Source organism: Frankia tisae, assembly GCF_025403405.1.
In the GTDB taxonomy this organism is placed as follows: Bacteria; Actinomycetota; Actinomycetes; order Frankiales; family Frankiaceae; genus Frankia; species Frankia tisai.
In genome coordinates, this window is sequence record NZ_JANEZT010000045.1 from 1 (window position 1) to 26,811 (window position 26,811).

General features: G+C 73.4%; 25 protein-coding genes and 1 pseudogene. 13 read left to right on the top strand and 13 right to left on the bottom strand.

The window, feature by feature from the left end; genetic code table 11:
* Positions 1 to 1,219: carboxyl transferase domain-containing protein (locus tag NBZ85_RS06815; protein ID WP_498041235.1), on the bottom strand; the 1,219-nt coding region annotated here is incomplete at its 3' end.
* A 435-nt stretch (positions 1,220 to 1,654) separates the two neighbouring features.
* Positions 1,655 to 2,923 (bottom strand): DUF5925 domain-containing protein, encoded by a 1,269-nt coding sequence (locus NBZ85_RS06820; RefSeq protein WP_261554342.1) that lies wholly within the window; start codon positions 2,921 to 2,923, stop codon positions 1,655 to 1,657.
* 251 nt (positions 2,924 to 3,174) lie between these two features.
* On the opposite strand from NBZ85_RS06820, the gene NBZ85_RS06825 reads away from it, so the two are divergent.
* The 6 genes from NBZ85_RS06825 (at position 3,175) to NBZ85_RS06850 (ending at position 6,775) form a co-directional block, all read left to right on the top strand.
* Positions 3,175 to 4,002: a DUF3710 domain-containing protein gene (locus NBZ85_RS06825; RefSeq protein ID WP_261561670.1), complete on the top strand. Its 828-nt coding sequence runs from the start codon at positions 3,175 to 3,177 to the stop codon at positions 4,000 to 4,002.
* An 87-nt stretch (positions 4,003 to 4,089) separates the two neighbouring features.
* Complete coding sequence (locus tag NBZ85_RS06830) at positions 4,090 to 4,224, top strand: hypothetical protein (RefSeq protein ID WP_261554344.1); 135 nt, start codon at positions 4,090 to 4,092, stop codon at positions 4,222 to 4,224.
* Positions 4,221 to 5,054, top strand: coding sequence for a precorrin-4 C(11)-methyltransferase (gene cobM / locus NBZ85_RS06835; protein ID WP_261554345.1), 834 nt, complete (start codon positions 4,221 to 4,223; stop codon positions 5,052 to 5,054). The genes NBZ85_RS06830 and cobM overlap by 4 nt, the downstream gene beginning before the upstream one ends.
* Before the next feature lie 47 nt (positions 5,055 to 5,101).
* Positions 5,102 to 5,980: a cobalt-precorrin-6A reductase gene (locus NBZ85_RS06840; protein WP_261554346.1), complete on the top strand. Its 879-nt coding sequence runs from the start codon at positions 5,102 to 5,104 to the stop codon at positions 5,978 to 5,980.
* Positions 5,981 to 6,059: 79 nt separating this feature from the next.
* On the top strand, positions 6,060 to 6,455 hold the full coding sequence (locus NBZ85_RS06845; protein ID WP_261554347.1) for a hypothetical protein: 396 nt from the start codon (positions 6,060 to 6,062) through the stop codon (positions 6,453 to 6,455).
* Positions 6,452 to 6,775: an MFS transporter gene (locus NBZ85_RS06850; protein WP_261554348.1), complete on the top strand. Its 324-nt coding sequence runs from the start codon at positions 6,452 to 6,454 to the stop codon at positions 6,773 to 6,775. The genes NBZ85_RS06845 and NBZ85_RS06850 overlap by 4 nt, the downstream gene beginning before the upstream one ends.
* 49 nt (positions 6,776 to 6,824) lie before the next feature.
* Here NBZ85_RS06850 and NBZ85_RS06855 read toward each other — a convergent pair whose 3' ends face one another.
* From NBZ85_RS06855 to NBZ85_RS06865, 3 genes are read right to left on the bottom strand one after another with little or no spacing between them, the layout of a single operon-like run.
* Entirely contained in the window at positions 6,825 to 8,489 is a 1,665-nt protein-coding gene (locus NBZ85_RS06855) for a precorrin-2 C(20)-methyltransferase (RefSeq protein WP_261554349.1), read from the bottom strand.
* Positions 8,486 to 9,127 (bottom strand): precorrin-8X methylmutase, encoded by a 642-nt coding sequence (locus NBZ85_RS06860; RefSeq protein WP_372517662.1) that lies wholly within the window; start codon positions 9,125 to 9,127, stop codon positions 8,486 to 8,488. Before NBZ85_RS06860 ends, NBZ85_RS06855 begins: the two co-directional genes overlap by 4 nt.
* Before the next feature lie 2 nt (positions 9,128 to 9,129).
* Positions 9,130 to 10,575 (bottom strand): ferredoxin-like domain-containing protein, encoded by a 1,446-nt coding sequence (locus NBZ85_RS06865; RefSeq protein ID WP_261561671.1) that lies wholly within the window; start codon positions 10,573 to 10,575, stop codon positions 9,130 to 9,132.
* A 240-nt stretch (positions 10,576 to 10,815) separates the two neighbouring features.
* Here NBZ85_RS06865 and cobN point away from each other — a divergent pair, with 240 nt between their 5' ends.
* Both cobN and NBZ85_RS06875 read left to right on the top strand, forming a co-directional pair.
* Positions 10,816 to 14,598, top strand: coding sequence for a cobaltochelatase subunit CobN (cobN, locus tag NBZ85_RS06870; protein ID WP_261561672.1), 3,783 nt, complete (start codon positions 10,816 to 10,818; stop codon positions 14,596 to 14,598).
* Between the two features lie 214 nt (positions 14,599 to 14,812).
* Positions 14,813 to 15,721 (top strand): response regulator transcription factor, encoded by a 909-nt coding sequence (locus NBZ85_RS06875; protein WP_261554353.1) that lies wholly within the window; start codon positions 14,813 to 14,815, stop codon positions 15,719 to 15,721.
* A 111-nt stretch (positions 15,722 to 15,832) separates the two neighbouring features.
* Here the strand turns inward: NBZ85_RS06875 and NBZ85_RS06880 are convergent.
* From NBZ85_RS06880 to NBZ85_RS06895, 4 genes and pseudogenes are all read right to left on the bottom strand, one after another.
* Positions 15,833 to 16,267 (bottom strand): annotated as a pseudogene (locus NBZ85_RS06880) (IS607 family transposase); the annotation flags it as partial.
* 85 nt (positions 16,268 to 16,352) lie between these two features.
* Positions 16,353 to 16,958: a MerR family transcriptional regulator gene (locus NBZ85_RS06885; protein ID WP_261554354.1), complete on the bottom strand. Its 606-nt coding sequence runs from the start codon at positions 16,956 to 16,958 to the stop codon at positions 16,353 to 16,355.
* Between the two features lie 110 nt (positions 16,959 to 17,068).
* Positions 17,069 to 18,673 carry a bifunctional 3-(3-hydroxy-phenyl)propionate/3-hydroxycinnamic acid hydroxylase gene (locus NBZ85_RS06890; RefSeq protein WP_261561673.1) on the bottom strand — a complete coding sequence of 535 codons (1,605 nt, stop codon included), beginning with the start codon at positions 18,671 to 18,673 and terminating at the stop codon, positions 17,069 to 17,071.
* A gap of 504 nt (positions 18,674 to 19,177) precedes the next feature.
* On the bottom strand, positions 19,178 to 19,402 hold the full coding sequence (locus NBZ85_RS06895) for a hypothetical protein (protein WP_261554356.1): 225 nt from the start codon (positions 19,400 to 19,402) through the stop codon (positions 19,178 to 19,180).
* A 364-nt stretch (positions 19,403 to 19,766) separates the two neighbouring features.
* On the opposite strand from NBZ85_RS06895, the gene NBZ85_RS06900 reads away from it, so the two are divergent.
* Entirely contained in the window at positions 19,767 to 20,342 is a 576-nt protein-coding gene (locus NBZ85_RS06900; protein WP_261554357.1) for a TerD family protein, read from the top strand.
* 48 nt (positions 20,343 to 20,390) lie between these two features.
* On the opposite strand, the gene NBZ85_RS06905 is transcribed toward NBZ85_RS06900, so the two are convergent.
* Together NBZ85_RS06905 and NBZ85_RS06910 are read right to left on the bottom strand one after the other, a co-directional pair.
* Positions 20,391 to 20,999, bottom strand: a complete 609-nt coding sequence (locus NBZ85_RS06905) for a DsbA family protein (protein WP_261554358.1) — start codon at positions 20,997 to 20,999, stop codon at positions 20,391 to 20,393.
* A gap of 126 nt (positions 21,000 to 21,125) precedes the next feature.
* Positions 21,126 to 21,500 carry a YkvA family protein gene (locus NBZ85_RS06910; protein ID WP_261561674.1) on the bottom strand — a complete coding sequence of 125 codons (375 nt, stop codon included), beginning with the start codon at positions 21,498 to 21,500 and terminating at the stop codon, positions 21,126 to 21,128.
* Positions 21,501 to 21,806: 306 nt separating this feature from the next.
* Here NBZ85_RS06910 and NBZ85_RS06915 point away from each other — a divergent pair, with 306 nt between their 5' ends.
* The 3 genes from NBZ85_RS06915 to purU all read left to right on the top strand — a co-directional run bounded on the left by NBZ85_RS06915 (position 21,807) and on the right by purU (position 24,670).
* Positions 21,807 to 22,739 carry a metallophosphoesterase family protein gene (locus NBZ85_RS06915; RefSeq protein ID WP_372517663.1) on the top strand — a complete coding sequence of 311 codons (933 nt, stop codon included), beginning with the start codon at positions 21,807 to 21,809 and terminating at the stop codon, positions 22,737 to 22,739.
* A gap of 5 nt (positions 22,740 to 22,744) precedes the next feature.
* The gene (locus NBZ85_RS06920; RefSeq protein WP_261554360.1) at positions 22,745 to 23,476 is read left to right on the top strand and encodes a 4'-phosphopantetheinyl transferase family protein; all 732 of its coding nucleotides are present in this window, start codon (positions 22,745 to 22,747) and stop codon (positions 23,474 to 23,476) included.
* Positions 23,477 to 23,725: 249 nt separating this feature from the next.
* Positions 23,726 to 24,670: a formyltetrahydrofolate deformylase gene (purU, locus tag NBZ85_RS06925; protein WP_261554361.1), complete on the top strand. Its 945-nt coding sequence runs from the start codon at positions 23,726 to 23,728 to the stop codon at positions 24,668 to 24,670.
* Positions 24,671 to 24,680: 10 nt separating this feature from the next.
* Here purU and NBZ85_RS06930 read toward each other — a convergent pair whose 3' ends face one another.
* Positions 24,681 to 26,042: an alpha-amylase family glycosyl hydrolase gene (locus NBZ85_RS06930; RefSeq protein WP_261554362.1), complete on the bottom strand. Its 1,362-nt coding sequence runs from the start codon at positions 26,040 to 26,042 to the stop codon at positions 24,681 to 24,683.
* Complete coding sequence (locus tag NBZ85_RS06935; RefSeq protein WP_261561675.1) at positions 26,039 to 26,515, bottom strand: MarR family winged helix-turn-helix transcriptional regulator; 477 nt, start codon at positions 26,513 to 26,515, stop codon at positions 26,039 to 26,041. The genes NBZ85_RS06930 and NBZ85_RS06935 overlap by 4 nt, the downstream gene beginning before the upstream one ends.
* A gap of 88 nt (positions 26,516 to 26,603) precedes the next feature.
* On the opposite strand from NBZ85_RS06935, the gene NBZ85_RS06940 reads away from it, so the two are divergent.
* On the top strand, positions 26,604 to 26,811 hold a 208-nt coding region (locus tag NBZ85_RS06940), incomplete at its 3' end, for a hypothetical protein (RefSeq protein WP_261561676.1).

The window sequence follows — 26,811 nt, forward strand, 5'->3', positions numbered from 1 at the left end:
CCCGCCCCACCATGAACCCCGAGATGTTCTGCAGAAACACCAACGGAATCCCCCGCTGATCACACAGCTCGATGAAATGCGCCCCCTTCAGGGCCGACTCCCCGAACAACACCCCGTTGTTCGCCACGATCCCCACCGGATGACCATGCAACCGCGCCGTGCCGGTCACCAACGTCGACCCGTACTCCCGCTTGAACTCCGCGAACCGGCTTCCATCCACGATCCGCGCGATCACCTCACGCACGTCGTACGGCGTCCGCGAATCCGTCGGCACCGCCGCGTAGAGGCCGGCCGGGTCCACCGCGGGCTCCTCGACCGGCTCGACCGCCCACGGCTGGGGCGCACGCGGCGCCAGGCTCGCCACGATCGACCGGACGATCCGCAGGGCGTGTGCGTCGTCCTCGGCCAGGTGGTCGGTCACCCCCGAGGTGCGCGCGTGCAGCAGGCCGCCGCCGAGCTCCTCGGCCGTCACCACCTCGCCGGTCGCGGCCTTCACCAACGGCGGGCCGCCCAGGAAGATCGTCCCCTGGTCGCGGACGATGACCGTCTCGTCCGCCATCGCGGGGACGTAGGCGCCGCCGGCCGTACAGGACCCCAGCACCGCGGCGATCTGGGCGATGCCGAGCGACGACATCCGCGCCTGGTTGTAGAAAATACGCCCGAAATGCTCCCGGTCCGGGAAGACCTGGTCCTGCAACGGCAGGAAGGCCCCGCCCGAATCCACCAGATAGATGCAGGGCAGCCGATTGTGCAGCGCGACCTCCTGGGCGCGCAGATGCTTCTTCACCGTCAGCGGGTAGTAGGTGCCGCCCTTCACGGTGGCGTCGTTGACGACGACCACGCACTCCCGCCCGGCGACCCGCCCGATCCCGGTGATGATGCCCGCCCCCGGAACCGGGTCGTCGTAGAGCCCGTTCGCGGCGAGCGGGGAGAGTTCCAGGAAGGGACTGCCACGGTCGAGCAGCGCGTCGACGCGGTCCCGGGGCAGCAGCTTGCCGCGGGCGACGTGCCGCGCCCTGGCCGGCTCCGAACCGCCGACGGCCGCGACGGCCAGTCGCTCCTGCAGATCGGTCACGGCGTGCCAGTGCCCCTCGGCGTTGCGCCGGGCCTGCTCGCCGGTGGCATCAACCCGGCTGGTCAGGACCGGCATCGCCGAGGCGCGACGCACCTCGGCGGACCGCTGCCCGGCGATGGAACCGGAACGCACCGCCGTCACAATCACTCCCCACAAAGGTGAACACGACGTTGCCAAATGTGGCGCTCACCCAGGCCGGCACACACCAACCCGAGACGCCCGCGGCCGCATCGGAACATGCTCGCGCATACGGACACGCCCCCTGTCGCACCCGGACCCGCCGATACCGCTCTACCCACTATCGAGCTGAAATGCACAGGTTGTCCCCACTGCGGCTTACCTTATCGGCGACAGCCCGATTCGGCGATCGCTCGGTACGATTCGGCCCATCGGACGCCGGGATCTGCGGCGCCCATCGTGAAGGACGCTCGCCGGCACACTAACGTTGCCCGCCGTGGCCGCGCTGTTTCCTCCAGGCGTCGGGGCCGGCGCCGGTGACGGAGAGTTGGGAACGCTACGCCTAACCGGGCGGCGGGCGCGGGGTCCGGGCCGCCCGGGCGCACCCGGGCGGCCCTCACCTCACAGGTACAGGCCGTGGCGGGTGTTGGCGCCGCTGGGGCGGGGCAGGCCGCGGCCGTCGCGCAGGGCAAACAGCTCCGCGAGGGTCATCGTCGCACCGACCCCGTCGGCGGAGCCGAGCCAGGACACGGCCTCGGCGTGGGGCAGGGCGCCCACCTCGATCTGCGCCAGGCAGCGGCCCGGCCGGACGACAGCGGGATGCAGCCGGAACAGGTCCTCGTTCGTGGTCAGCGCGACGAGCACCTCCCGGCCCTGGCCGACGAGCCCGTCGGTGAGGTTGAGCAACCGCGACAGCTGCTGCCCGGCGGAGCCGCGGCCGTCCCCGCGGATCAGCTCGTCACAGTCCTCGATCACCAGCAGCCGCCAACGACGGCCACTGGGCTGCCCCATCCGGTCGCCCTCGCCACCGTCGTTCCCCCCGACGGCGTCCCCGACCACATCGCCGAGACCACCGGAGTCGCCGAGATCGCCAGAACCGCTGTCGGAGTCATCGGAATCGCTGTCGGGGTCCCCGTCGTCGTCGAAGCCGATCGCGACCTCCATCAGGTACGCCGGGTCGGCGAACAGCGCCTCCGGGTCGAGCACGCAGTCGACCTGGCACCAGGAACGCCACTCGTTGGCGAGCGCGCGCAGCACCGTCGTCTTCCCCGTCCCGGCCGGGCCGTGCAGCAGGATCAGCCGGCCCACCACGTTGTCGCGGCGGATCGCCATCAGCTTGTCGAGGGAGTCCCGCGCCGCCGAGGCGTAGTTGCCGCGGATCGACGACCACCTCGTCGTCGCGGTCCGCCGGCTGGTCCGGATCGGCCCACGCTGGCCGGACAGGTACCAGAAACCCATGCTGACGGAGCTGTCCGAGCCGGTCTCGGCCGCGGACGAGCGCAGCACGTCCTCGAGCACGCCGCGGGCGAGCTGCTCACTTACTGCGGTCACGGTGACCTCGCCGCCACCGCCGCGCCAGCGCACGGACCGCACCGTCCAACCTTCTCCCACCGCAAGGCGGGAATCACGTGACTCTTCAACAACGGAGCGCAACACTCGCGCTCCGGATGGCAACAGGGTCGCTCCGGGGCGGAGCCGATCCACTCGCGCACTGCGAGCCCACGGCTGTTCACCGGTCGTGAAAGGAGCGAGCGCGAGCGCGTCGACGACGTCGTAGGGGGTGTCCGAGTCGTCGAGGCCGACGACAAACGGGAGCTTCATCCCTCCGCTCAGCGACTCGGAGACCGTCCAGGACTTGGGCAGCGACGCTTTCTGACTGGGAACCGACACATCCTCGATGGTCCCGGACTCACCGGGGTTCGACCATCCCGTTACGCGATTTAGGCCGGTACGTCACGCCATTCGGGGGACGTTACCCGCCGTGGGCGGTGTCAGCAGGCCGCTGCGACCTCCATCGAGGCGCATCCGAGCAGGTTGCGAGATCAGCAGGCACGGACACCGACTTCACGGCTACCCGGTCGGCGCGCCTACCCGCCGTCACACCTCGCCCACTCCAAGCTCCGGGATGGAGGTGGTCGGCGATGCTGGGTGGACGAGGCATCCACAGACGGCGACGCGGCGTCACGTGGGTCGGCGAGCTCGGCCGGATCCGCCCGCGGCGCGGCGACACCGAGGCATCGACCGACCCTGGCCCTGACGTCCCGGATGCCCTTGACGCTCCGGATGCCCTGGACAGTGCCGACGCCCCCGACAGTGCCGACGCCCCCGACAGTGCCGACGCCCCCGACGGTCCGGGCTCACTCGGCGACGCGGATCCCCCGGGCGTTGCGGGACCCTACGACGTTGCCGCGCGGCCCGACGACGGCCGGCAGCGGGCGGACTTCGGCGCGCTGCTGATCCCGCGCGTCGCCGGCACCTGGATCCGGCTGTCCCTCGACGGGCCGGTGCAGGCGCTGGTCGCGACCGACGGCTCCTCCGCCCTGGAGCTGTCCGTGCTGGCCGCGCCTCGTGGGCAGCAGCTATGGGCCGCGATCCGCGCGGACCTGCTCGCAGCGACAGCTCCGGACGACCCCGATGCCTGCCGGCCCGGCCGGCGCGGGCCCGAGCTACACCTACCGATCGACGTGGGGTCCGGCCCGATACCCGCCCGGATTGTCGGCATCGACGGGCCGCGGTGGTTCCTCTGCGCGGTCTTCACCGGGCCCGCGGCCACCGATCCGGCGGCGGCGCCCGCGCTCGACGAGCTTCTCGCCGCGACGGTCGTGGTGCGGGGAGACGCGCCGATGCCCGTCCGCGAGCCGATCCCACTGACCACGCCCGACAGCAGGGGCGAGCGCATCATCGAGGTCCCGGCCCAGCGAGCGGCTCCCGAGATCATGAGCCTGGGCCTGCCGCGACCGCGCGCCTGAGGTCCAGGGCGATCTGGATGCCGCGGGCGGCATCCGCTCGGCGCAATCCGGGGATCCGCCCCGACCGGGCTGCTAGCGTGGCCGGTTGTGTCGAGCACCCCGCGGCGGCCCGCCGGCACCGCGGGCGGCGCCCCCAAGCCCACCACCGCCACTGGCATCGCCATCGCCGCCCGTTCCTCCTCGGCGGACGGGCGCGCGGCCCAGGCCTGCGAGCTCGGATGACCGTGCACTTCATCGGCGCGGGCCCCGGCGCCGCCGATCTCATCACCGTGCGTGGGCGGGATCTGGTTACCTCCTGCCCAGTCTGCCTGTACGCCGGCAGTCTCGTCCCCGCCGAGCTGCTGTCCCACTGCCCGCCCGGCGCGCGGCTCGTCGACACGGCCCGGATGACCCTCGACGCGATCACGGCCGAGCTGTGCGCCGCCGACGCCGCCGGTCACGACGTCGCCCGCCTGCACTCCGGCGACCCGTCCCTGTACAGCGCGCTGGCCGAGCAGATGCGCCGGCTGGACGCGGCGGGCGTCCCCTACGACGTGACCCCCGGGGTGCCCGCGTTCGCTGCCGCCGCCGCGTCACTGCGCCGGGAGCTGACGGTTCCCGGCGTCGCCCAGAGCGTCGTGCTGACCCGCACGGCCGTGCTGTCCAGCCCGATGCCGCCCGGCGAGGACCTGGCCACCCTCGGCCGGTCTCGGGCGACACTCGTGCTGCACCTGGCTGTGCACCGCATCGAGACGCTGGTCGAGGAGCTCGTGCCCAGCTACGGACCGGACTGTCCGGCGGCCGTGGTGGCGTGGGCGAGCCGGCCGGACGAGGTGGTACTGCGCGGCACGCTCGCCGACATCGCCGCGCAGTCCCGGGCCGCCGGCCTCACGAAGACCGCCGTGATCATCGTCGGCCAGGCGCTGGCCGCGGCGGGTTTCCGCGACAGCTTCCTGTACTCGCCGCAGCGCTTCGCCCCGGACGGCTGCCAGCCCGCCCCCGCCACGGGCTGGTCATCGGTGCCCGGAGATCTCGACCCGGCCAACTCCGCCAACTCGGCCGACCCACGGTGAGCAGCACCGACCGGACAGGACCCGCGACACCTCCACCGACGCCCCCGGTGGCACGAGCCCCGCTGCGGGTGTTACTGCTGGGAGGCACCGGCGAGGCCCGCCGGCTGGCCCTCGCCCTTACCGAGGTCGGTGGGTTCGACGTCGTCTACTCGCTGGCCGGGCGGGTGCGCGAGCCGCAGGTACCGCCGTCCTGCCGGGTCCGGATCGGCGGGTTCGGCGGTCCGGCCGGCCTCGCCGAGCAGCTACGCTCCGAGCGGATCAACGCGCTGGTCGACGCCACCCACCCGTTCGCCGCCCGGATGAGCGCCTCCGCCGCGACGGCCGCGGCGGCCACCGGCGTGCCGCTGCTGGTCCTGCGCCGTCCCGGCTGGCAGGCCCAGCCCGGCGACGACTGGCGCCGGGTGCCGTCCCTGCCCGCCGCCGCGGACCTGATCGACCGCTTCGTTCCGTCCCAGCGTGGTCCATCCCGGTGTGGTGCGGCCGACGATCCCACCCCGCGGGTGTTCCTGACCACCGGGCGCAGCGACCTCGCGCTGTTCGCCGGGCTGCACCGTCCCTGGTTCCTGGCCCGCTGCGTCGAGGCCCCCACCGGCGCGCTGCCACCGCGGCTCAGGGTGATCCTCGACCGGGGCCCGTTCGACGTGGCCGGGGAGACGGAGCTGCTGCGCCGACACGCCATCGACGTCCTCGTCACCAAGGACAGCGGCGGCGCGATGACCGCCGCCAAGCTCGCCGCCGCCCGTGATCTCGGCCTGCCCGTCGTCATGGTGGACCGCCCGTCCATCCCGTCCGGATTCCCGGTGGTGTCCGACATCGGCCCTGCGACACACTGGCTGATCGGCCTCGCCAGCCCCGGACGGATCGAATCCCACGACGGCCCGCAGGCCGGCCCTGCCGCCGCATCCTGGAGGTCCACCCTGTCGTAACGCGGCTGTCGTTAACGCGGCTGTCGTGAGGGTCTGAGCGGGAGCTGGAGCCGGAGCCGCCCGTGCAACGATGCCTCACATGAGCGTTGACCCGACCCGGTTGCTTGTGCTGGGCGCGGCACGTCAGGAACAGCCAGCGACTGGCTACGCCATCATGCGCGAGCAGGGCGCCACCGCCGCGCTCCTGATCCCGCAGGGCCTCGGACTCCTGCACGCCACGTTCAGTCCAAGCGACCAGGGCAAGGCGTTCTCGATCTTCGGTCCCGTGGTCGGACTCGCCGCCGTCGTCGGGCCCGTCCCGGCGGCGTCCTTGCCGCGACCGGCGCGACTCGTATCCTCCCGCAGTCGCGGCTGGCATCCGCCCCGCGCCTCGACGCCGTCGGGATCCTCCTCGTCAGCGTCGCAGCGACACTCGTCACCAGTTGGGACCTCGTTGGACCGCTGCTGCTGTGGGGCATCGGTCTGGGACTCGTGATCGCACCGCTGTTCGACTTCGTCCTCGCAGCCCTCCACGAAGACGAGGCCGGATCCGGATCCGGCGTTCTCAACGCCCTACAGCAGCTAGGTATCGCGATCGGCGTCGCCATCATCGGCACGGTCTTCTTCTCCACGTTGAACAGCCACGCCGATGCCACTGGCCACCCGGGATACCTTGCGGGTTTCGAACGCAGCCTCCAGGTCGGACCGGGCATCACGGCCGCGGTCTGCCTCCTGACGTTCCTGCTGCCAGGCAAAGCCCGCGAGATGGACGAAGCGCCGGCGCCTGAGGTCGAGGTGACCTCGACGTACGTGTGATCGGCGACGTCCAGCAATGCCACGCGACCCGCGGGTCACAGCCCGCACCTCACGGTGCCGGGTAGCGGCGTGGGGTGAAGACGAGGTCGCGGCCGGTGCCGCGGCGGACGATGCGCGTGGTCGAGGAACCGATGAGCAGCAGGCAGCGCATGTCGACGCCGGCCGGGTCGAGGTCGCCGAGGGTCGTCACGGTGACGGTCTCGGTGGGGCCGCCGACGTCACGCCCGATCACCACCGGGGTGTCCGGCGCGCGGTGGTCCAGCAGCGCCGCGCGGGCCCGCTCGAGCTGCTCGCGGCGCGTCCGCGACGCCGGGTTGTAGATGGCCAGGACGAGGTCGGCCGCCGCGGCGGCGCGCAGCCGCCGCTCGATGACCTCCCACGGCTTGAGCCGGTCGGACAGCGACAGCACACAGAAGTCGTGGCCGAGTGGCGCCCCGACCCGGCTCGCCACCGCCTGGGCGGCGGTCAGGCCGGGCACGACCCGCACGTCGACGTCGGCGAAACGCGGCTGCGCCGCGGCCTCGACGACCGCGGTCGCCATCGCGAAGACACCGGGGTCACCGGAGGACACCACGGCGACGTTCGCCCCGCCGGCGGCCAGTTCCAGGGCGAGCTCGGCACGCTCCGCCTCGACCGTGTTGCCCGACGAGTGCCGGCGCTGGCGCGGATCGGCGGGGACCCGGTCGAGGTAGGGGCCGTAGCCGATGAGATCGTCGGCGGCGGCGAGCGCGGCGGCGGCCTGCGGGGTCAACCAGTCCTGCGCGCCGGGGCCGAGCCCGACCACGACGACCTCGCCCGCGGGCGGCGTGGCCGGCTGGCTTGTGGACGTGGCCGGCTGGCTCGCGGGACCCGCGAGTACCCAGTCGGCCTGGCCGGCACGCAGCGGCGCCGGATCGTCCGGGCCGCGCACCGGGCTGGGCAGCACGGCCAGGGAGAAGTAGGGCACGGTCGCCGGGTCGACCTCGCCGAGCGGGGCGATCCGCTGGCCGGCGGTCGTCGCCCGTTCGACGTACCAGGTGTCGGCGAGCCGGCCGGCGTCGGTGAAGGCGTCGCGGACCCCGGGGAAGGTCCGGCCCATCTTGAGCACGACCGCGGTGTCGGTGCCGGCGATGCGCTCGGCGAGGACGGCCGGCGCCAGCGTGCCCGGGAGCACGGTGAGCACCTCGTTGCCCTCCACCAGCGGGCGGCCGAGCACCGCGCAGCCCGCCGACAGCGACGTCACCCCGGGCACCACCTCGGTCGGGTAGCGGTCGGCGAGTCGGCGGTGCAGGTGGATGAACGAGCCGTAGAAGAACGGGTCGCCCTCGCTGAGGACGACGACGCCCCGCCCGGCGTCGAGGTGGACCGCCAGCCGCTTGGCGCAGTCCTCGTAGAACTCGTCGATCGCCCCCCGGTAGCCGCCGGGATGGTTGGTCGTCTCCGTGGTGACGGGGTAGACCAGCGCCTCCTCGATCTGGTCGCCGCGCAGGTGGGTCGCGGCGATCGAGCGGGCGATGCTGCGCCCGTGCCGGGCGCTGTGGTAGGCGATCACGTCGGCGTCGTGGATGAGGCGGGCGGCCCGCAGCGTCATCAGCTCGGGATCACCGGGGCCGACGCCCACGCCCCACAGCCGGCCCACCGGGCTGGCCGCCGTCGTCGGGGCGACGGCCGAGGACACAGCCGAGGCCGAGGCGGGCTCGGCTGCCGGGTCGCGCGGGTCGCGCGGGTCGCTCATTCGTCTTCGCTCGCGATCGCGTTGACGGCGGCGACCGCCATCGCGCTGCCGCCGCGCCGGCCGTGCACGACGAGAAACTCCAGGCCGGTGGGGTCGTCCACGAGCGCCTGCTTCGACTCGGCCGCGCCGATGAAGCCCACCGGCACCCCGAGGACGGCGGCCGGCCGGCCGGCGCCGGCGGCGACGAGCTCCAGCAGCCGGAACAGGGCGGTCGGGGCGTTGCCGATCGCGACGACGGCGCCGGCGAGACGGTCTGCCCACAGGTCGACGGCCGCGGCGCTGCGGGTGGTGGCGAGCTCGGCGGCGAGCCCTGGCACCCGCGGATCGCCGAGCAGGCACAGCACCTCGTTGTCGGCGGGCAGCCGGCGGCGGGTCACCCCCGCGGCGACCATCTGGGCGTCGCACAGCACCGGCGCGCCGGCCAGCAGGGCTGCCCGCGCGGCGGCGGCGACCCCCGGGCTGAACGCGAGATCGTCGACGAGGTCGACCATGCCACAGGAATGGATCATCCGGACGGCGACCCGGGCCACGTCGGCGGGCAGCCCGTCGAGGCGGGCCTCGGCCCGGATCGTCGCGAACGAGCGACGGTAGATCTCCGCGCCTGCCCGGATGTAGTCGGGACGCGACGATTCCGCCACTGTCACCTCCATGAGCCAGCCTCCCGTCCGTCCCGGCACCGCGGCCGGGCAACCGACCGCCGCGCCGCCACCGCGTCGACCAGCACGTCCCAGTCTGCGGCCGACAGCTCGCCCGGCTCATCGCCGTCCGACCAGGGCACCGCCAACGCCGCGCCGGATCCGCCGTGGATCCGGTAGCCGGCGGCATCCGCGACGACCTCGACCACCTCGCCGGCCGGCTGGCCGCACCGACGAGTGCAGCCCGACCAGTGCACGGGCCGCCGATCCCGGCGGTGCTGCGGGCCGCCGCCCGGCGTGCCGGACCGCACCGGGGCGCTACCTGCCCCCGCCGACCGGCTGGCGTCGCGGCGCACGTCGGCGAGTGCCTTGGCGCATCCCGGGCGCCCGGCGCAGCTCGTGACACCGACCCACCCGGACTCCCGGTCGACGACGAGACCTGCGGCGGCCAGTCGGTCCGAGGCTCCCGCCAGTACCGCAAGGTTGAGGTCGCGCAGCACGACCGACCGCCATGGCGTCACGATCACCTGGCCGTCACCACCGCCTTCGGCGACCGCGGCGAGCAGGTCGAGCTGGTCGGCGTGCAGCCGCCCGAGCGGGACAAGCGCCGTCAGCGCCCACCGGCCGTCGCGCTGCGCGTGCGCGCCCGGCCAAGCACCCACCGGCGCGGTCCCGGCCCCGGCAGCGCCCTCGAACCCGGCGGATGCCACGGCGATGCGGGTGGACGGCACGCCGTCGCGTGTCGTGCCCGCGGCAGACCGAGACGCGGCGGCGGCGGCATCCAGCAGGTGGTCCCGCCCGGTGGGCAGTTCGGCGACGCGCCAGGCGGCCGCGGCGGCGCCACCGGTGGCACGGACGTCGAGGAAGGCGCGGGCGGCGGCGAGCAGCGCGGGCACGGCGGTATCGTCCGGCACCCGCAGTGCGACCGGTTCGCCGGCGACGAGCAGCAGGGTCTCCCCCGCCGGCAGGGCGCGTAAGGCCAGGTCGGCGGGCAGCGCGGCCAGGTCGCCGCTGCCGTCGTCGACGGCGAACAGCATCCGGCCGGGAAGGGCGGCGAGCTCCGGGTCGGCGCACAGCCCGGCATCGAGGGCGTCGACCAGCGGGGCGATGTCACGTAGCCCGCCGCCGGCGCGCCCGGACAGGGGGGAGCCGACGATGTTGCGGACCCGCTCGTGGGTGGCCGACGGCAGCAGCCCGGCTGCCGCGGCCCGCGCGGCGAGCACCGCCGCGGCGCCGTCGGCGAGGCCGCGCAGCTGCACGTTGCCGCGGGAGGTCAGCTCCAGGCAGCCGTCGGAGACGTCGCGGGCGCAGGCCGCGAGCGTGCGCGCCGTGCCGCCGCCGAGGGAGCCGCCGGGGATCCGCAGCCGGGCGAGGGCGCCGTCCGCGGCCGGATGCGTCCGCAGCACGCCGGGGCAGGCGTCGTGGGCGCGCTCCCGCGGGCTGGTGGGCACCGGCGGAGCATACGTGCCCTGCCCGGCACCTGTCGGTTGATCGTTGCCGGTGATGGCATCCGCACAGCACTTGACATGCCCCGCGCCTGTTCTGCGAGGCTGGGATGGCCACAAGCGGCGAACGGCGAGGCATCCCGGGTCCCATCCGACGCGGTCCCGCGCCGCCTCCGGGGAGCGGACCCGCCCGGCACCGGCCGGCTGACGCGGGGCCCGAAACCCCAGGGAAAGGCAAGCGAACCCATGACCCCTGCGCCGCCGCCCGAACCCGACGGCGAGCTCGACGCCGTCGTCCTGCTGCTGTCGACGTCCGACACCGACCTGCTTTCCGCGCGGGCCAGCGGAGCCCGCTACCGGCTTGGCAACCCCGCCCGCCTCGACGTCACCGACCGCACTGATCTCGACGAGCTGACCGACGGCGCCGACGTGGTCGTCGTGCGCATCCTCGGCGGGCGGCGGATGTGGGAGGAGGGCCTGGGTGCGCTGCTCGCCGGGCCGCGGCCGGTGGTCGTCCTCGGCGGCGAACGGGCCCCGGACGCGGAGCTCATGGCCATCTCCACGGTGCCGGCGGGCATCTGCGCCGAGGCGCACGCCTACCTCGCCGAGGGCGGCCCGGCGAACCTAGGCGAGCTGCACCGCTTCCTCGCCGACACGCTGCTGCTCACCGGCGGCGGGTTCGCCCCGCCGGTGACAACCCCGGCCTGGGGCGTGCTCGACCGGGACGCCCCGGGCGGCAAGGCCGGCCCGGTGATCGGGGTGTTGTACTACCGGGCGCATCACGTCGCCGGCAACACGACGTTCGTGGAGGAGCTGTGCGCCGCGGTCGAGCGGGCCGGCGGCGTGCCGTTGCCGGTGTACTGCGCGTCGCTGCGCACCGCCGAGCCGGCGCTGCTCGCCACGCTGGGCCGGGCCGACGCCCTGGTCGTCACGGTGCTCGCCGCCGGCGGCAGCCAGCCGGCGCGGGCCGCCGCCGGCGGGGATGACGAGGCGTGGGACGTCGGGGCGCTGGCGGCGCTGGACATCCCGATCCTGCAGGGGCTGTGCCTGACCGGCGGCCGGGCCGCCTGGGCGGACTCCGACGACGGGCTGTCGCCGTTGGACGCCGCCACCCAGGTCGCGATCCCCGAGTTCGACGGCCGTCTGATCACCGTGCCGTTCTCCTTCAAGGAGGTCGGCGCCGACGGGCTGACCAGCTATGTCGCCGATCCCGAGCGGGCCGACCGGGTCGCCGGCATCGCGGTGGCGCACGGCCGGCTGCGCCACGTCGCGCCGCCCGAGCGGCGGGTCGCGCTGATGCTGTCGGCGTACCCGACGAAGCACTCCCGGATCGGCAACGCCGTGGGCCTCGACACCCCGGCGAGCACGGTGCGGCTGCTGCGGGAGATGCGCGCCGCCGGGTACGACATCGGCCCCGACGACGGCCCGGACGCCTTGGCGGGGGTCGCCGCGCAGGACGGCGACGCCCTCATCCACGCGATCATCGCCGCCGGCGGGCAGGACCCGGCGTGGCTCACCGCGGCGCAGCTCGCCGGCAACCCGGTACGGATCTCCGCGGCCGACTACCGGGCCTGGTACGACACGCTGCCCGCCGACCTGCGGGGCAGCGTCGAGCGGCACTGGGGCCCGCCGCCGGGCGAGCTGTACGTCGACCGCAGCCGCGACCCTGCCGGCGAGATCGTCCTCGCCGCCCTGCGCGCCGGCAACGTGGTGCTGCTGGTCCAGCCGCCGCGCGGCTTCGGGGAGAACCCCGTCGCGATCTACCACGATCCGGACCTGGCGCCCAGCCATCACTACCTCGCCGCCTACCGCTGGCTCGCCGCACCGCCCGCCGAGGGCGGGTTCGGCGCGCATGCCGTCGTCCACCTCGGCAAGCACGGCACGCTGGAGTGGCTGCCCGGCAAGACGGTGGGGATGAGCGCGTCCTGCCCGACGGACGCCGCCCTCGGCAACCTGCCGCTGATCTACCCGTTCCTCGTCAACGACCCGGGCGAGGGCACGCAGGCGAAGCGGCGGGCGCACGCCACCCTGGTCGACCATCTCATCCCACCGATGGCCCGTGCCGAAAGCTACGGTGACCTGGCCCGTCTGGAGCAGCTCCTCGACGAGCACGCCTCGATCGCGGCGATGGACCCGGCGAAGCTGCCGGCGATCCGCGCCCAGATCTGGACGCTCATCCAGGCCGCCCGCCTCGACCACGACCTGGGCCTGGCGGACCGCCCGCACGACGCCGAGTTCGACGACTTCCTGCTGCACGTCGACGGCTGGCTGTGCGAGGTCAAGGACGCGCAGATCCGCGACGGGCTGCACGTGCTCGGCGTCGCCCCGACCGGCCAGGCGCGGATCAACCTGGTTCTCGCGATGCTGCGCGCCCGGCAGATGTGGGGCGGCCAGCGGACGCTGCCGGGCCTGCGGGAGGCCCTCGGCCTCGCCGAAGACGACACGGCCCCCCGCGGCGACGTCGACGCCGCCGAACGCACCGCGCTCGCCCTGGTCACCGCGATGGAGGAACGCGGCTGGGCGCCCGAAGCCGTCCCCGCCGCCCTCGACGCCGTCCTGCCGACCGCGCTCGATCCCGCAGCCGATCCTGCAGCCGATCCCGAGCCCGATCCTGCAGCCGATCCCGCTGCCGCCGGCCCGACCGACCCGGATCCGCGGCGGGAGGCCGTCGGCGCGGTGCTGCGCTTCGCCGCCACCGAGATCGTGCCGCGCCTCGACCGGACCACCGACGAGATCACCAGCGTCCTGCACGCCCTCGACGGCGGCTACATCCCGGCCGGCCCCAGCGGCTCCCCGCTGCGCGGCCTGGTCAACGTGCTGCCCACCGGCCGCAACTTCTACTCCGTCGACCCGAAGGCGGTGCCCAGCCGGCTGGCCTGGGAGACCGGCCAGGCGATGGCGACATCGCTGCTGGACCGCTACCGCGCCGACACCGGTGACTGGCCGGAGTCGGTCGGGCTGTCCGTCTGGGGCACCAGTGCGATGCGCACGTCCGGCGACGACGTCGCCGAGGTGCTCGCCCTGCTCGGCATCCGGCCCGTCTGGGACGACGCGTCGCGCCGGGTCAGCGGGCTGGAACCGATCGGCCTGGCGGAGCTCGGCCGCCCCCGCATCGACGTGACCGTGCGCATCAGCGGGTTCTTCCGCGACGCGTTCCCGCACGTGGTCGCGATGCTCGACGACGCGGTGCGGATGGCCGCCGGCCTCGACGAACCCGACGGCGACAACCACGTCCGCGCCCACGCCCGCGCGGACCTGGCCACCCACGGCGACGAGCGGCGGGCCACGCTGCGCATCTTCGGGTCGAAGCCCGGAGCGTACGGCGCCGGGCTGCTGCCACTGATCGACAGCCGCAACTGGCGCGACGACGCCGACCTCGCCGAGGTCTACGCCACCTGGGGTGGCTACGCCTACGGCCGCGGCGTCGACGGCACCCCCGCCCGCGCGGACATGGAGGCCGCCTACCGGCGCATCGCGGTGGCCGCGAAGAACGTCGACACCCGCGAGCACGACATCGCCGACTCCGACGACTACTTCCAGTACCACGGCGGAATGGTCGCGACGGTGCGCGCCCTGACCGGCCGGGCGCCCGCCGCCTACATCGGCGACAGCACCCGCCCCGAGGCCGTGCGCACCCGGACCCTGACCGAGGAGACTTCCCGGGTCTTCCGCGCCCGGGTCGTCAACCCCCGCTGGCTGGCGGCGATGCGCCGGCACGGCTACAAGGGCGCGTTCGAGATGGCCGCGACCGTCGACTACCTGTTCGGCTACGACGCCACCGCCGGCGTCGTAGCCGACTGGATGTACGAGCGGCTCGCCGAGACCTACGCCCTCGACGCCGACAGCCAGAAGTTCTTCGCCGAGTCCAACCCCTGGGCGCTGCACGGCATCACCGAACGGCTGCTGGAGGCCGCCGCCCGCGGCCTGTGGCAGCACCCGGAGCCCACCACCCTCGACGCCCTGCAGGAGCTCTACCTCCGCACCGAAGGCGACCTGGAGGACGGCCCCGGGGGCGCCGGGCCGGCCTGACCCGATCGGGCCAGGCTCGCCCGCCCGCACCGGGCGGACCTGCGGTACCCCCATCCGGGGCCGTTCGGCCACCTGTCGGATGTGCCGAATGGCATGTCGGGAGCCGTCACGGGCCTTGTCAGCCCTGGTGTTCCGCGACGGATCGGCCCGGGGGGTCCTGGTCCGGATGGGCCCCGAGGGGGACAACCAGCCCGGATCCGGGAAAATAACCAAGGTGCGGACGACACTTCTGCTCGTGGGGGACGAGGCCGTTCTGCGGCGTGACCTGGTGCCCGCCCTGCTCGGCGAGGGTTACGGCGTCGAGACGGCCGGAACCGGCGAGCAGGCCCTCGCCCTGCTGGCCGCATGCGGCGCGCATCTGGTGCTGACCTGCCTGCCGCTGGCCACCGGCGTGCCATGGCTGGACGAGCTGACCGACGTGCCGTGGCTGGACGAGCTGGTGTTCGGCCCGGCCGGCGATACTCGGTCCGATCCGGACGGCCCGGGTGGGGCCACCGTGCCGATGGACGGCCTGGAGTTCTGCCGCCGGCTGCGCGCCGCCGGCGACGTCCCCCTCGTCGTCGTCGCCGACCGGCTGGACCCGACCGGCGTCGTCGCGGCCCTGGAGGCCGGTGCCGACGACTACGTCACCGCTCCCCCGATCACCCCGGAGGTGCTGGCGAGGCTGCGGGCCCTGCTGCGCCGGGTCCATCCGGGGCAGGCGACGGCAAGCTCGCTGAGCGTCGGCGACCTGCAGATCCGCCCGGCCGAGGGGATCGTCAGCCGGTGCGGCGAGGACCAGCACCTGACCCGCACCGAGTTCCGGCTGCTGTGCGAGCTGGCCGTGGCGGGCGGCCGGGCCGTCACCCGCAAGCAGCTCCTGGAACGGATCTGGGGCTACAACTACTTCGGCGGGGCGCGCATGCTCGACGTCCACGTCCGCCGGCTGCGCCGCAAGGTGGAGGTGGATCCGTCCGCCCCGACCCACATCCTCACCGTGCGCGGCATCGGCTACCGCGTCTGCTCGCCCCCGCCCCCGGTCTCGGCGGCCTCGACAGGCACGACAGCCTCGGCGGCCTCGACAGGCACGGCCGCCCGCACCGCACCGCACCGGCCGTCCCCCGGCGCGCTGGTTACCCGTTGACCGTTGCGAGTTGTGAAGCATGAGTGAGCCTTCGTCTTGCAGCCGCCGTCGATGCGGTGGCGCTCCCGGTCTGACCGGCCGCAGCCGTGCCGGGTTCCCGTTTCACAGCCAATCGACCTCGGCCGGGTCGACCACCAGCAGCCCGCGGCCGTTCGCCGCAAGCGCGGCCTCAACATACTCGGCACCGAACCGGGCGAACCGGTCGCGATGCTCCACGACGATCGTGGACACGCCCGGGTCACGCAGCAGGGCGAGGAACTTCCTCCGGTGGCCGTTCAACGCCGAACCCACCTCGGTGACCACCCGATCGACAGGCAGACCCCGCCCGGTAGCCCAAGCGGTGACCCGGGCGACCTGCCGATCCAGGTCCGGTTCCTGGTCGGCGGACGACACCCGGGCGTACACGGCGGCCAGCCCGGCCGGCCGTGCGGCGGCATCAGGCTCCACAAGGATCAGCCGGCCCACTCGGCGGGCCGGTACCGGCAGCTTGCCTTCCCGGAACCAACGGTACGCAGTGACGTGATGCACACCCTCACGCTCAGCCCACTACTTCAAGTTCACTCATGCATCACACCACGCACTCAAACCGCAGCAGTTGGCAGCCCCTGGCTGCCCAACGCGACCCTGCGCATCAGCGGTCGATCCTCTCCTGGTAGACGGCGATCTCCTGGTAGACGGCGATCTTCTTGTCGATGGCGGCGAGGTTGCGCTGGACCTCGTCGAGGCGCTCCAGCACCCGGCGACGATGCTCGGTGAGCAGCGCCAGCCGTTCGGCCTCGTTGCCCTCGCCCGCGCCGGCCAACCGGGCGTAACGGGCCATCTCCCGGATCGGCATGCCGGTCGTCCGCAACCGGGTCAGGAACGTGACCCAGCGGATGTCGCCGGCGGAGTAGCGCCGGTGCTGGGAGGTGGCCCGGGCGACCGGGTCGCGCATCAGCCCGGCGCGCTCGTAGTAGCGCAACGTGTGGGTGCTGACCCCGGTGGCCGCGGCGGCCTCGGCGATCGTCAACGTGCCAGCGCCGTCCTCGCCCACCAGCGGGTCGAACACCGGCTCCTCGCAGGTGGCGTGGAGCGGGTCGCCCGGCTCGACCACGCCCGCCGGTTCGGATCGCGGCGGGACCTGGCGAAGCGGGGCCTGCCGGGACGATGCCTGGCGAGGCGGTGCCTGCCGGGGTGGTGTCTGCCGGGGCGGGATGGTCGGGCTGGACGTCGTCGCGGGTGCTTCGAGCGTGGCCATGACTCCAACGCTAGAACCTGGAGCGCACTCCAAGTCAAAACGCCCGCGATATCCGCAGGACGTCGGCTCCGGCCTGGATCACTGCGGTTCCGCGGAACACCGGGATCGCTTCAGAGTTGGGCGCGGCCGGCGGGGTCGGGCAGGTCGGTTGTCCGCAGCGGGGCGGCCACGAGGCCGGCGAGGTAGCGGTCGGGTCGGACGAGGGCGATCGGGAGCGGCCGGCGGGTGCGCAGCGCGCGCAGCAGCGTGCCGTCGAGATCCTCGACCGCCGGGCAGGAGACGTCGCTGACGGCCCGCAGACCGCCGGGGGCGACGACGGTGAGCGCGATGGCGGCCCGCCGGTCCACCCAGTCCCGGGCGGCGGGGTCCATCCCGGCGGTCGGGTCGATCCCGCGGCCGATCAGCGTCCAGCCGTCGGTGAGCAGGTCGTCGAGGCGGATGATACGGCCGTCGAGGGTGCGCAGCCGCGGGTTCGGCAGGATCCACCCGGCGGCGGGGCGGGTGCCGGCGACGCCGCGGGGTAGCCGCGGCCGCGGGCGGGCCACCCCACCCCGAAGCGCATGGCGCACGCCGGGGGCGTGATCGAGGGTGACCATCGCCGCCCGGGTGAGCCGGGACAGGCGCGGGTTCGTCGTCTGCACGACCCGGCCGACCCGCAGGGCCGCGGACGTCATCGCCGCCACGTGCGGACGGCGTTCGCGCTCGTAGGCGTCGAGCAGCTCCTCGCCGGCGAGGCCGCCGACGGCCTCGGCGAGGCGCCAGGACAGCGCGGCGGCGTCGCGCAGCCCGGCCCCCAGGCCCTGGCCGGCGAACGGCGGCATGCTGTGCGCGGCGTCCCCGGCAAGCAGAACCCGCCCGACCCGCCAGCGCGCGGCCATCCGGGCATGGAACGTGTAGACGGCGGTGCGCACCACTCGGACGGCGTCCGGGTCCACCCACTCACGCAGGAGCGCGCGGACGCCGTCGGTCTCGGCCATCCGCACCGGGTCCTCCCCGGGCAGCAGCATCCACTCCCAGCGATGGCCGCCGGGCATCGGCATGGTGACCGCGGGGCGCCGTGGGTCGCAGACGAACGAGAAGTACGGCAGGTGAGCCAGCGGCGTCGGCGTCTCGACGTCCACGACCAGCCAGGGCTGGGTGAAGGTCGACCCGGTGTAGTCGACGCCGAGCATGCCACGCACCGGGCTCGAGGCGCCGTCGCAGCCGACCACCCAGCGGGCCCGCAGCCGGCTGCCGTCGTCCAGCTCGACGATCACCGGGCCGGCCTGGGTGTCCGAAGCATCCGCGCCCGTCGGCCCGCCGTCCTGGCGCAGCCCGGTCACCGACCGTCCCAGATGGACGGTGACGCCGGGCAGGGTGGCGATGCCGGCGCGCAGGTCGCGCTCGAACGAGGGCTGGTGGAAGAACGCCGCGACCGGGGTCCCGAGCTCGCTCTCGCCGAGACCGAGCTCGATGAGCACACGCCGGTCCGGCCCGAGAACGGCGCTGCGGCCGCTGGTGTGCACGCGGTCGAGGAAACCGGCCAGGCCGGGTAGCCCGACCAGCAGCCGCAGTGTCTCCTCGTCGAGGCCCACCGCCCGGGGCAGCGGGAAGGGTTCCTTCTGCGGATCGACGAGGCCGACCGACAGGCCGTGACGGCCGAGCAGCGCCGCCAGCACCGCGCCGACCGGGCCGTAGCCCACCACGAGTACGTCCAGGACCGTGTCGTCCGTCATCGCTGTCCCCTTCACCCAGGTCTTCTACTCAACGTAGAAGACCTGGGTGCGGAACGCCAGGACACTGCCGCAGTACCTCCGCCGGCCACCACACCCTTCATATTTTTCCTTTTCCGTGACCGGCTGTGCGCCCACCCGACCTGCCGGACCTCGTGGTAGCCCCGGCGCAGCAGTTGTTCGAGCCAGTCGGCCCGCGGCCGGGCCGAATACTGCCGGACCCTGTAGCCGCGGTGCCGCGACGGCCAGCGCCCGCGGCCAGGGCGAGGTCCGCGTTCATGCCGGGCCTCGGCCGGATATCGATGATTCCGCCGACTGTGGTGCCGACGAGCAGCCCCAGCTCATACGCCAGATCGGCGTGAAAACGCCGGGCCCAGCGACGGTCCTCTCTGGCGGCATAGGAGACGAAGAAGTAGCTCTTCATCCCGCACCCTCGATATACCGCCACTGCCCAGGCAGGCTGCCAGCTCGCCTTCCCTGCTTTCCGTCAACCGGCGGCGAAGGCTCCTACACTCCGCGCACTTCCCAGTGTTCGGGTTCGAGGCGCAGCCATCGGTCGATCTCCTCCCGCCACCAGATCCGGGTACCGCCCCAGGTCGCGGTGCGGTTCACGACCGCGGCGGGGCTCGGCGCGGCCGGATCGACCCGGAGCCGATGATCGATGGCTTGACGGGTGAGGCCCAGGGCGCGGGCGATATCGCCGGAGCCGACGAGCAGTGGTAGGTGATCCACGTCTGCCGACGTTAGCCAATCCAGCCCCTTCCGCGCCCGCGACGTCGGCGCCACGGGCGCCACGGGCACCTTTTCGGCGCACAGTGGAATCGGTATCTGCCGGAGAGTGAGAGAAATCGCCAGAATCGACGCCGAGCCGAACCCGCATCCACCATCCGGTGACCGACCGTCCACGACGCCGTCGCCACCGCTGGCGCGGACGGCGGCAGTCGACCCGCCGGCCGGGGTGGTCGCCCCCCTGGCGACAGCGGAGTCTCGGTGATGCGCTTACCGGCGGCGCCCGTCTGTGCTTGGCTGATCACGTGTCTTGGGCCGTTCACCGGTCCGGTCGATCGATCGGCGAAAGCCGCGGAAACGGAGAACAGTGGGCATTGATCTCGCCAAGGGTGGCAGTGTCGCCCTTGCCGAATCCACCGAAATACTCACACATATCACGGTCGGTCTCGGCTGGGATCCGAACCGTCCGGGAGCGGAGGAGTTTGACCTGGACGCGAGTGCGATCGCCCTGCAGGAAAGCGACCGGGCACCCGGCCTGAGCTATTTCGTCTACTACAACAATCTGAGCAGTCCGCGCGGGGAGATCGTGCACCGCGGCGACAACCTCACCGGGGAGGGCGCGGGCGACGACGAGCAGATCGAGGTACGGCTCGACCTGCTGTCCAGTGCGATCACCCGCATCGTGTTCCCGGTGAGCATCCACAACGCCGACTACCGGCACCAGAGTTTCGGGGATGTGCACGGCGCGTACATCCGGATCGTCAACACCGACACTGGCGACGAGCTGGTGCGCTACGACCTGTCGACCACCGCCGCGCGGGACACTTCGATGCTGTTCGGCGAACTGCACCGCGACGGCGGCGGCTGGCATTTTCGCGCGCTCGGCGAAGGCGGCGTCGCCGGCCTGGCGGAGATCGCACGCGGCTACGGTCTCGATGTCTGAACCCGCCGCCTGCCAGCCCGAGGACGGGCGCTCAGCCCGAAGACGGACTCAGCGGGGGATGGAGGTGTGCTTGAACTCGTTGAGCTCCGGCCAGCCGGTCAGCAGGTCCACGACGCGCTCCACCGCCCGGACCGACGGCGCCGCCTCGGCGCCGAGCGGCGCCCGGTTCATCAGCCGCACGAAGACCGACTGGTCGTCGGCGATGAACGTGGGCACGCCCCAGACGGCGTGGGAGGCGACGTAGCGCTCATGCTCGGCCTGCACCCGAGCCAGCCCACCGTCGTCGACCCGGGCGAGCACCTCGTCGGCGGGCAGCCCGACCGCGGTGAGCGTCTCCCGGATGACCGCACGGTCCTCCAGATGCCGGCCCTCGTCGTGGCGGGCCGCGAACAACGCGCGATGTGCCGCGGGGAACAGGTCGGGGTATTCATCCCGGATCACGACGCCGGCCTGCAGCGCGAGAATGCCGGAATCCTGCTCGGGCTTCTCCCAGACGCTGGGCTGCCCTTCCTCGACATGCGCCTGCCCCAGCGAGAAGGGGATGAAGCCGACATTCCAGTCGGCACCGGCCGCAAGACCGGTGAGCACGTGTTCATGCGCGTTGCGCGCAAACGGGCAGCGGTAATCCCAGGTGATCGCGAACGTGGCGGAGGTCATACCTTGGGCAACAGGGTCGCCCCCGGCGATGTTCCGCATCGACCAGCCCACAGCTCACAGACGACGGGCGACGGGCCGCGGGCGACGCCGGCGAGCGGGCCGGCGAGCCGGCGGGCGGCGGTACGGTCAGCGGCGGGCGCCGCGGCGTCCGCGGGGCAGCTGCGGCGGCGGCTGGTGAGGCAGATCACGGGGTATGCGGCCGGGGTGGTCGAGCCCGGCCGGGTCAAGGTCACGACGGGCGGCGATCAGCCCGCGGACGTACAGAACCGCACCGATGATCACCAGGGCGTCGTCGATCAGCCCGATCGGCCCGAACGGGATCTCGGGAATGGCGTCGACTGGCGAGACGACGTAGGCGAGGCTGGCCAGAGTTGCCACGGTGCCGCGCAACGGCAGGTCGTACCGGCGTATGACGACCAGGGCGGCCACTGCCAGCGCGAGGCCGAGGGCCACGAGCACGCCGAGGACGACGAGCAGCGTCGTACCGAAGCTGTCACCCATCATCCACTCCACTCCAGGTCGGTCCCCGGCAGGCCGGTCGGCGGCCAGGGGGACGATGATCCCTGACGGCATGCCCGATGTCCGGTCGTCGTGAACATCCATCCCGCCCGCCGGTGCCGGTCCAGTCCGCCCCACGCCGTCGCCGCGCTGCCAGGGTCGCCGTCGCCGCGCTGTCGGGGCCGCCATGCGGTCGGGGCCGCGTTGTCGGGGCCGCCATGCGGTCGGGGCCGCGTTGTCGGGCGGGAGACGACCGTGGTTCGACCGACGGGCGGACACATGCCGGTGCGCGCCGGTAGGCTTTTCGACGTGTCCTCCGCGGAGTCGCTGGCGCCACCCGGTCGGCTGATGGCCGTCAGTGATATTCATGTTGGTTATTCCGAAAACCGCCTGATTGTCGAGGGTATCGAGCCGGGCTCGCCGGAGGACTGGCTGATTCTCGCCGGTGACGTGGCCGAGGTCGCCGGCGAGATCGAGGCGATGTGGCGACTGTTCACCGAACGTTTCGCCAAGGTGATCTGGGTGCCCGGTAACCACGAGCTGTGGACGGCGAAGCACGATCCCCTGCGGCTGCGCGGCGAGGCGCGGTACCGCCACCTGGTCGAGGTCGCCCGTGGCCTCGGCGTGGTCACGCCGGAGGATCCGTACCCGGTGTGGACGGGCGAGGGCGGTCCGGTAGTCGTCGCGCCGCTGTTCGCCCTGTACGACTACAGCTTCCGCCCGGCGGGCACGGCGACGAAGGAGCAGGCCCTCGCCCTGGCCCGGGAGACCGGGGTGGTGTGCACCGACGAGTGGCTGCTGCACCCCGATCCGTATCCCACCATCGACGACTGGTCCCGGGCCCGGGTCTCCTACACCGCCGAGCGGCTCGCCGCCCTCGACCCGGCCGTGCCGACGGTGCTCGTCAACCACTGGCCGCTCGTGCGGCAACCCACGGACATCCTGCGTTACCCGACCTTCGCGCTGTGGTGCGGGACGACGTCCACCGCCGACTGGCACCGGCGTGCCCGCACGGCGGCGGTCGTCTACGGCCACCTGCACATCCCCCGCACGACCTGGTACGACGGCGTCCGCTTCGAGGAGGTCTCGATGGGGTATCCGCGGGAACGCATCGCGTGGGAGGCCTACGGCCGGCCCTTCGCCGGCCCGCGGCAGATCCTGCCCTACCCGCCGGAACCGGTCGACGCCGAGGGGGCGCCGCGCCGGGTGGCGTCGCAGTCACCGTCGACGGCGCGGCACTGACCGCGATGCTGGCCAGTCTGCTGCCGGACGCGGCCGTCGCCGTCGAGGCCTTCGAGGACGACCCGAGCGCCGTGCTGTTCCCCGAGGAGGCCGCGCTGCTCGCCCGCGCTGTCGACAAACGGCGCCGCGAGTTCACCACCGCCCGAATCTGCGCGCACCGGGCACTGGCCGGCCTCGGCCTGCCGCCGGCGCCGATTCTGCCGGGCAATCGCGGCGCGCCCCAGTGGCCGGCCGGGGTGGTCGGCAGCATCACCCATTGCGCCGGCTACCGGGCGGCGGCGGTGGCGTTCGCCGGCCGGCTGCGCACGATCGGCATCGACGCCGAGCCGAACGAGCCCAACCCCAGGGGCGTCACGGCGCAGATCACCGTCCCGGCCGAGGAGGGCTGGCTCACCACCCTCACCGACACCCGACCCACCCTGCACTGGGACCGGCTGCTGTTCAGCGCCAAGGAGTCGGTGTACAAGGCGTGGTTCCCGCTGGCCCAGCGCTGGCTCGGCTTCGAGGACGCCGCCCTCACCATCGACCCGGGCACGGTGCTCGCCGACCCGGCGTCCGCGGTGCCGGCCCGCGGCACGTTCACCGCGAAGCTGCTGGTAACCGGGCCGACGCTCGACGGCGGCGAGCTCACCGGCTTCGACGGCCACTGGCTCGCCGACCGGGGCCTGCTGCTCACCGCCATCACCGTCCCGCACCTCGACGGCACGCCGGTGCCGCCGGTGCTGGACGCGCCGTGAGGCACCATCGCGGGCGCCGCTCGCTCGCCGCCGGGCGACGCCGCCCCGCGGTACGAACCGGGCCAGGTGCCTTCCCCGCCGGCCGGCGGCCACGCACGAGAGGCATGCAGGGCCGCAAGCCGCGCTGAGTAATGCAAGCCGCGCCGAGTACCGCACCGGCCCGCACCGCCGCGCCCTGGTTCCGCCACGGTGCGCAAGGGCCGGTGCGCCGCGCCGGGGGTGGCCGGTCGTGCCGAGGTAGGAAGGGCTGTGCCCATCCCTGAAGACCGCGGCGCGACGCCGCATTCCGCCGATCCCGGCCGCTCCCCCGGGCCACCGACCGGCCCCGCCGCCCGGACGGCGGCCGGCGAGTTCGTCCTGACGCTGTCCTGCCCCGACCGGCTGGGGATCGTCTCGGCGGTCTCCGCCTTCCTCGCCGGCGCCGGTGGCAACATCGCCGACGCCGCCCAGTTCGGCGACACCGGTTCGGGCCGGTTCTTCATGCGGGTGCACGTCGTCGCCGAGGAGCCGGGTCTCACCCTGGACGCGCTACGGGCCGGCTTCGCCCCCGTCGCCCGCCCGTTCGCGATGGACTGGCGGATCCATGACCTGGCGGTTCGCCCTCGCGTGCTGATCCTGGTGAGCCGGTTCGGACACTGCCTCAACGATCTGCTCTACCGGCACCGGTCGGGGCTGCTCGACGTCGACATCCCCGCCGTCGCGTCGAACCATCCCGACTTCGCCGACCTCGCCGGCTCCTACGGCATCCCGTTCCATCACCTGCCGGTCGACCCGACCACCCGCGACCGCCAGGAGCAGGGGATCCGGAAGATCATCGAACGGGAGCGGATCGACCTGGTGATCCTCGCCCGCTACATGCAGATCCTCTCCCCTGAGCTGTGCGCGCTGCTCTCCGGCCGGGCGATCAACATCCACCATTCGTTCCTGCCGAGCTTCTCCGGCGCCCGGCCCTACCACCAGGCACACGCCCGCGGGGTGAAGCTGATCGGCGCGACCTCGCACTACGTGACCGCCGAGCTCGATGACGGCCCGATCATCGAGCAGGACGTCATCCGGGTCGATCACGCCGACGGTCCCGACCGCCTCGCGGCGCTGGGCCGCGACGTCGAGTGCCGCGCGCTCGCTCGCGCTGTGACCTGGCACGTCGAGCACCGCGTCCTCATCAACGGCCACCGCACGGTCGTGTTCTCCTGACCCTGCCCGCTCAGTGGTCGGCGGGGGCGAGGACGGCCCAGCCGAAGGGGGGCAGGCTGGTGAGGGCCTGCGCGGTGCCGGCGTGGAGCAGGTCCGCGTCGCCGGCGAGAAGCCGCGCGGCGCCGGGTGCGGGGCAGTCGGCGGGGTCCCCGGCGAGGTTGAGCGTGACGAGCAGGCGCTGGCCCTCGGCACTCGTCTCGTAGGTCAACTGCTCGTTGGCCAGGTGCAGCGGACGGGTACGGGCGGCGTGCAGCCAGGGGTGACGCCGCCGCAGGCCGATGAGGTCCTGGTGCAGCCGGTAGATCGGCCAGCCGTGGGGGGCAAGCTCGTCCGCGCCGGCCGGGAAGGCGGGACGGACCGCGTCGTCGCCGCCGGCGCGATCCTCCTTGACGCCGACGAACGCCTGCTCGTCGCCGTAGTAGACGCTCGGCGTGCCGCCGACGGTGCACATCACGACGAGGGCGTGGGCCAGGTGCCGCGGTTCGCGCAGCCGGCTGGCGAGCCGAGTGACGTCATGGTTGCCAACGAAGGTGAACGGCACGAAGGTGTCGAGGAAGCCGTTGTGCCGCTCCAGCGCCCAGGACAGCTCGAACAGGTTCGCGTCGTTCAGCGAGCTCCAGATCGCCTTCCACAGCTCGTACTGGGTGACCGCGTCCAGCCCGGTGCGGTGGACGATGTCCGGGTAGTCGCCGTGGATGACCTCACCGACCAGGTAGGCGTCCGGGTGGGCACGGCGCACCTGGGGCAGCACCCGCGCCCAGAATTCGGCGGGGACCGCGTAGGCGGCGTCGAGCCGCCAGCCGTCGGCGCCGCGGTCAAGCCAGTGGTTCATGATCTCGGTGGCGTGGTCGGCGACGGCCGGGTTCGCGTGCCGCAGGGTGACCAGGCCGTCGTGACCTTCGAAGGTCGCGTAGTCGGGACGCCCGTCCGGCCCGGTCGCGCCGGTGGGGACGAACCAGTCCGGGCGCGGTGGCGCACCCCCGCCGTCGGGTGACGCGGCGAAGGCGGGATGCTCCCGGCCGACGTGGTTGAACACGCCGTCGAGCAGGATCCGCAGGCCCCGCTGGTGGGCGCGGGCAACCAGGTCGTCGAAGTCGGCGTCGGCACCGAGCCGCGGGTCGATCCGGAAGTGGTCGACCGTGTCGTACCCGTGGGTCGAGGAGTCGAAGATCGGTCCCAGGGCGAGGCCGGACGCCCCGAGCCGCACCGCGTAGTCGAGCCAGTCGGCGATCCGGGCGAGCCCGTGGACGGGCCGCCGGTCGGCGCCGGTGGTGTCGGCGCCGGTGAACCCGAGCGGATAGACCTGCCACCAGATCGCGTGGCGCACCCAGCCCGGCTCGCCGGTCGGCAGCGGTTGCCGGTGGGCGGTCAAGCGGGCCGTCCCGCGACGGTGCCGCCCGCGACGCCGCGCAGGCTCACCGGGGGATCCGCGAGCCGTTCGAGCAGGCCCGCGGCGATCCGCAGCATTTCCACTTCGGCCTCCGTGAAGATATCCATGGCCTGGGCGAGCCAGGCGTCGCGATCCGCCATGTCACGGACGAGCGCCTCCCGCCCGGCCGGCGTGATCGACAACACCGCGGCCCGCCGGTCGCGCTCCTGCGGGCGCCGGCTGATCAGCCCGGCGACCTGCAGCTCGGCGAAGGTACGCGACAGTGACTGCGGCTGATGCCGCTCGGCGGCAGCGATCGCACCCGGGGTACTCGGGCCGAGCCGGTAGAGGTGACTGAGCACGCTCAGCTTGGTCCCGCTGAGCGCGCCGGCCGGCCGCTCCGCCCGCAGCCGCCGGCCCACCTGCGTCACCGCCCGCCGGACCGCCGCGGCACTCTCCACCTGTCCCGATCGCACAGATAGCACGCTACCACGTACTATCAGTACTACTTTTATTGTCCATTACGGCAATTCTGCCGGTTACTAGGGACAGGATTAGTTCGGCTTGACGACTATCTCCGAGCCCGGCTCGATGGTCGGCGACCCTGGGGCGAGGCCCGCCAAGCTGCCCGCCAAGCTGCCCGCCGAGCGACGAGCCGAGCTGCGGCGGGCGATGGTGACGATGGGGGCCGCGCTGGCCACGTTCGGCACGTCACTGGCACTGCGTGGGCTGACCGGCTCGGGCGCCGGAATCTCCGTGCTCGGTGTGGTCC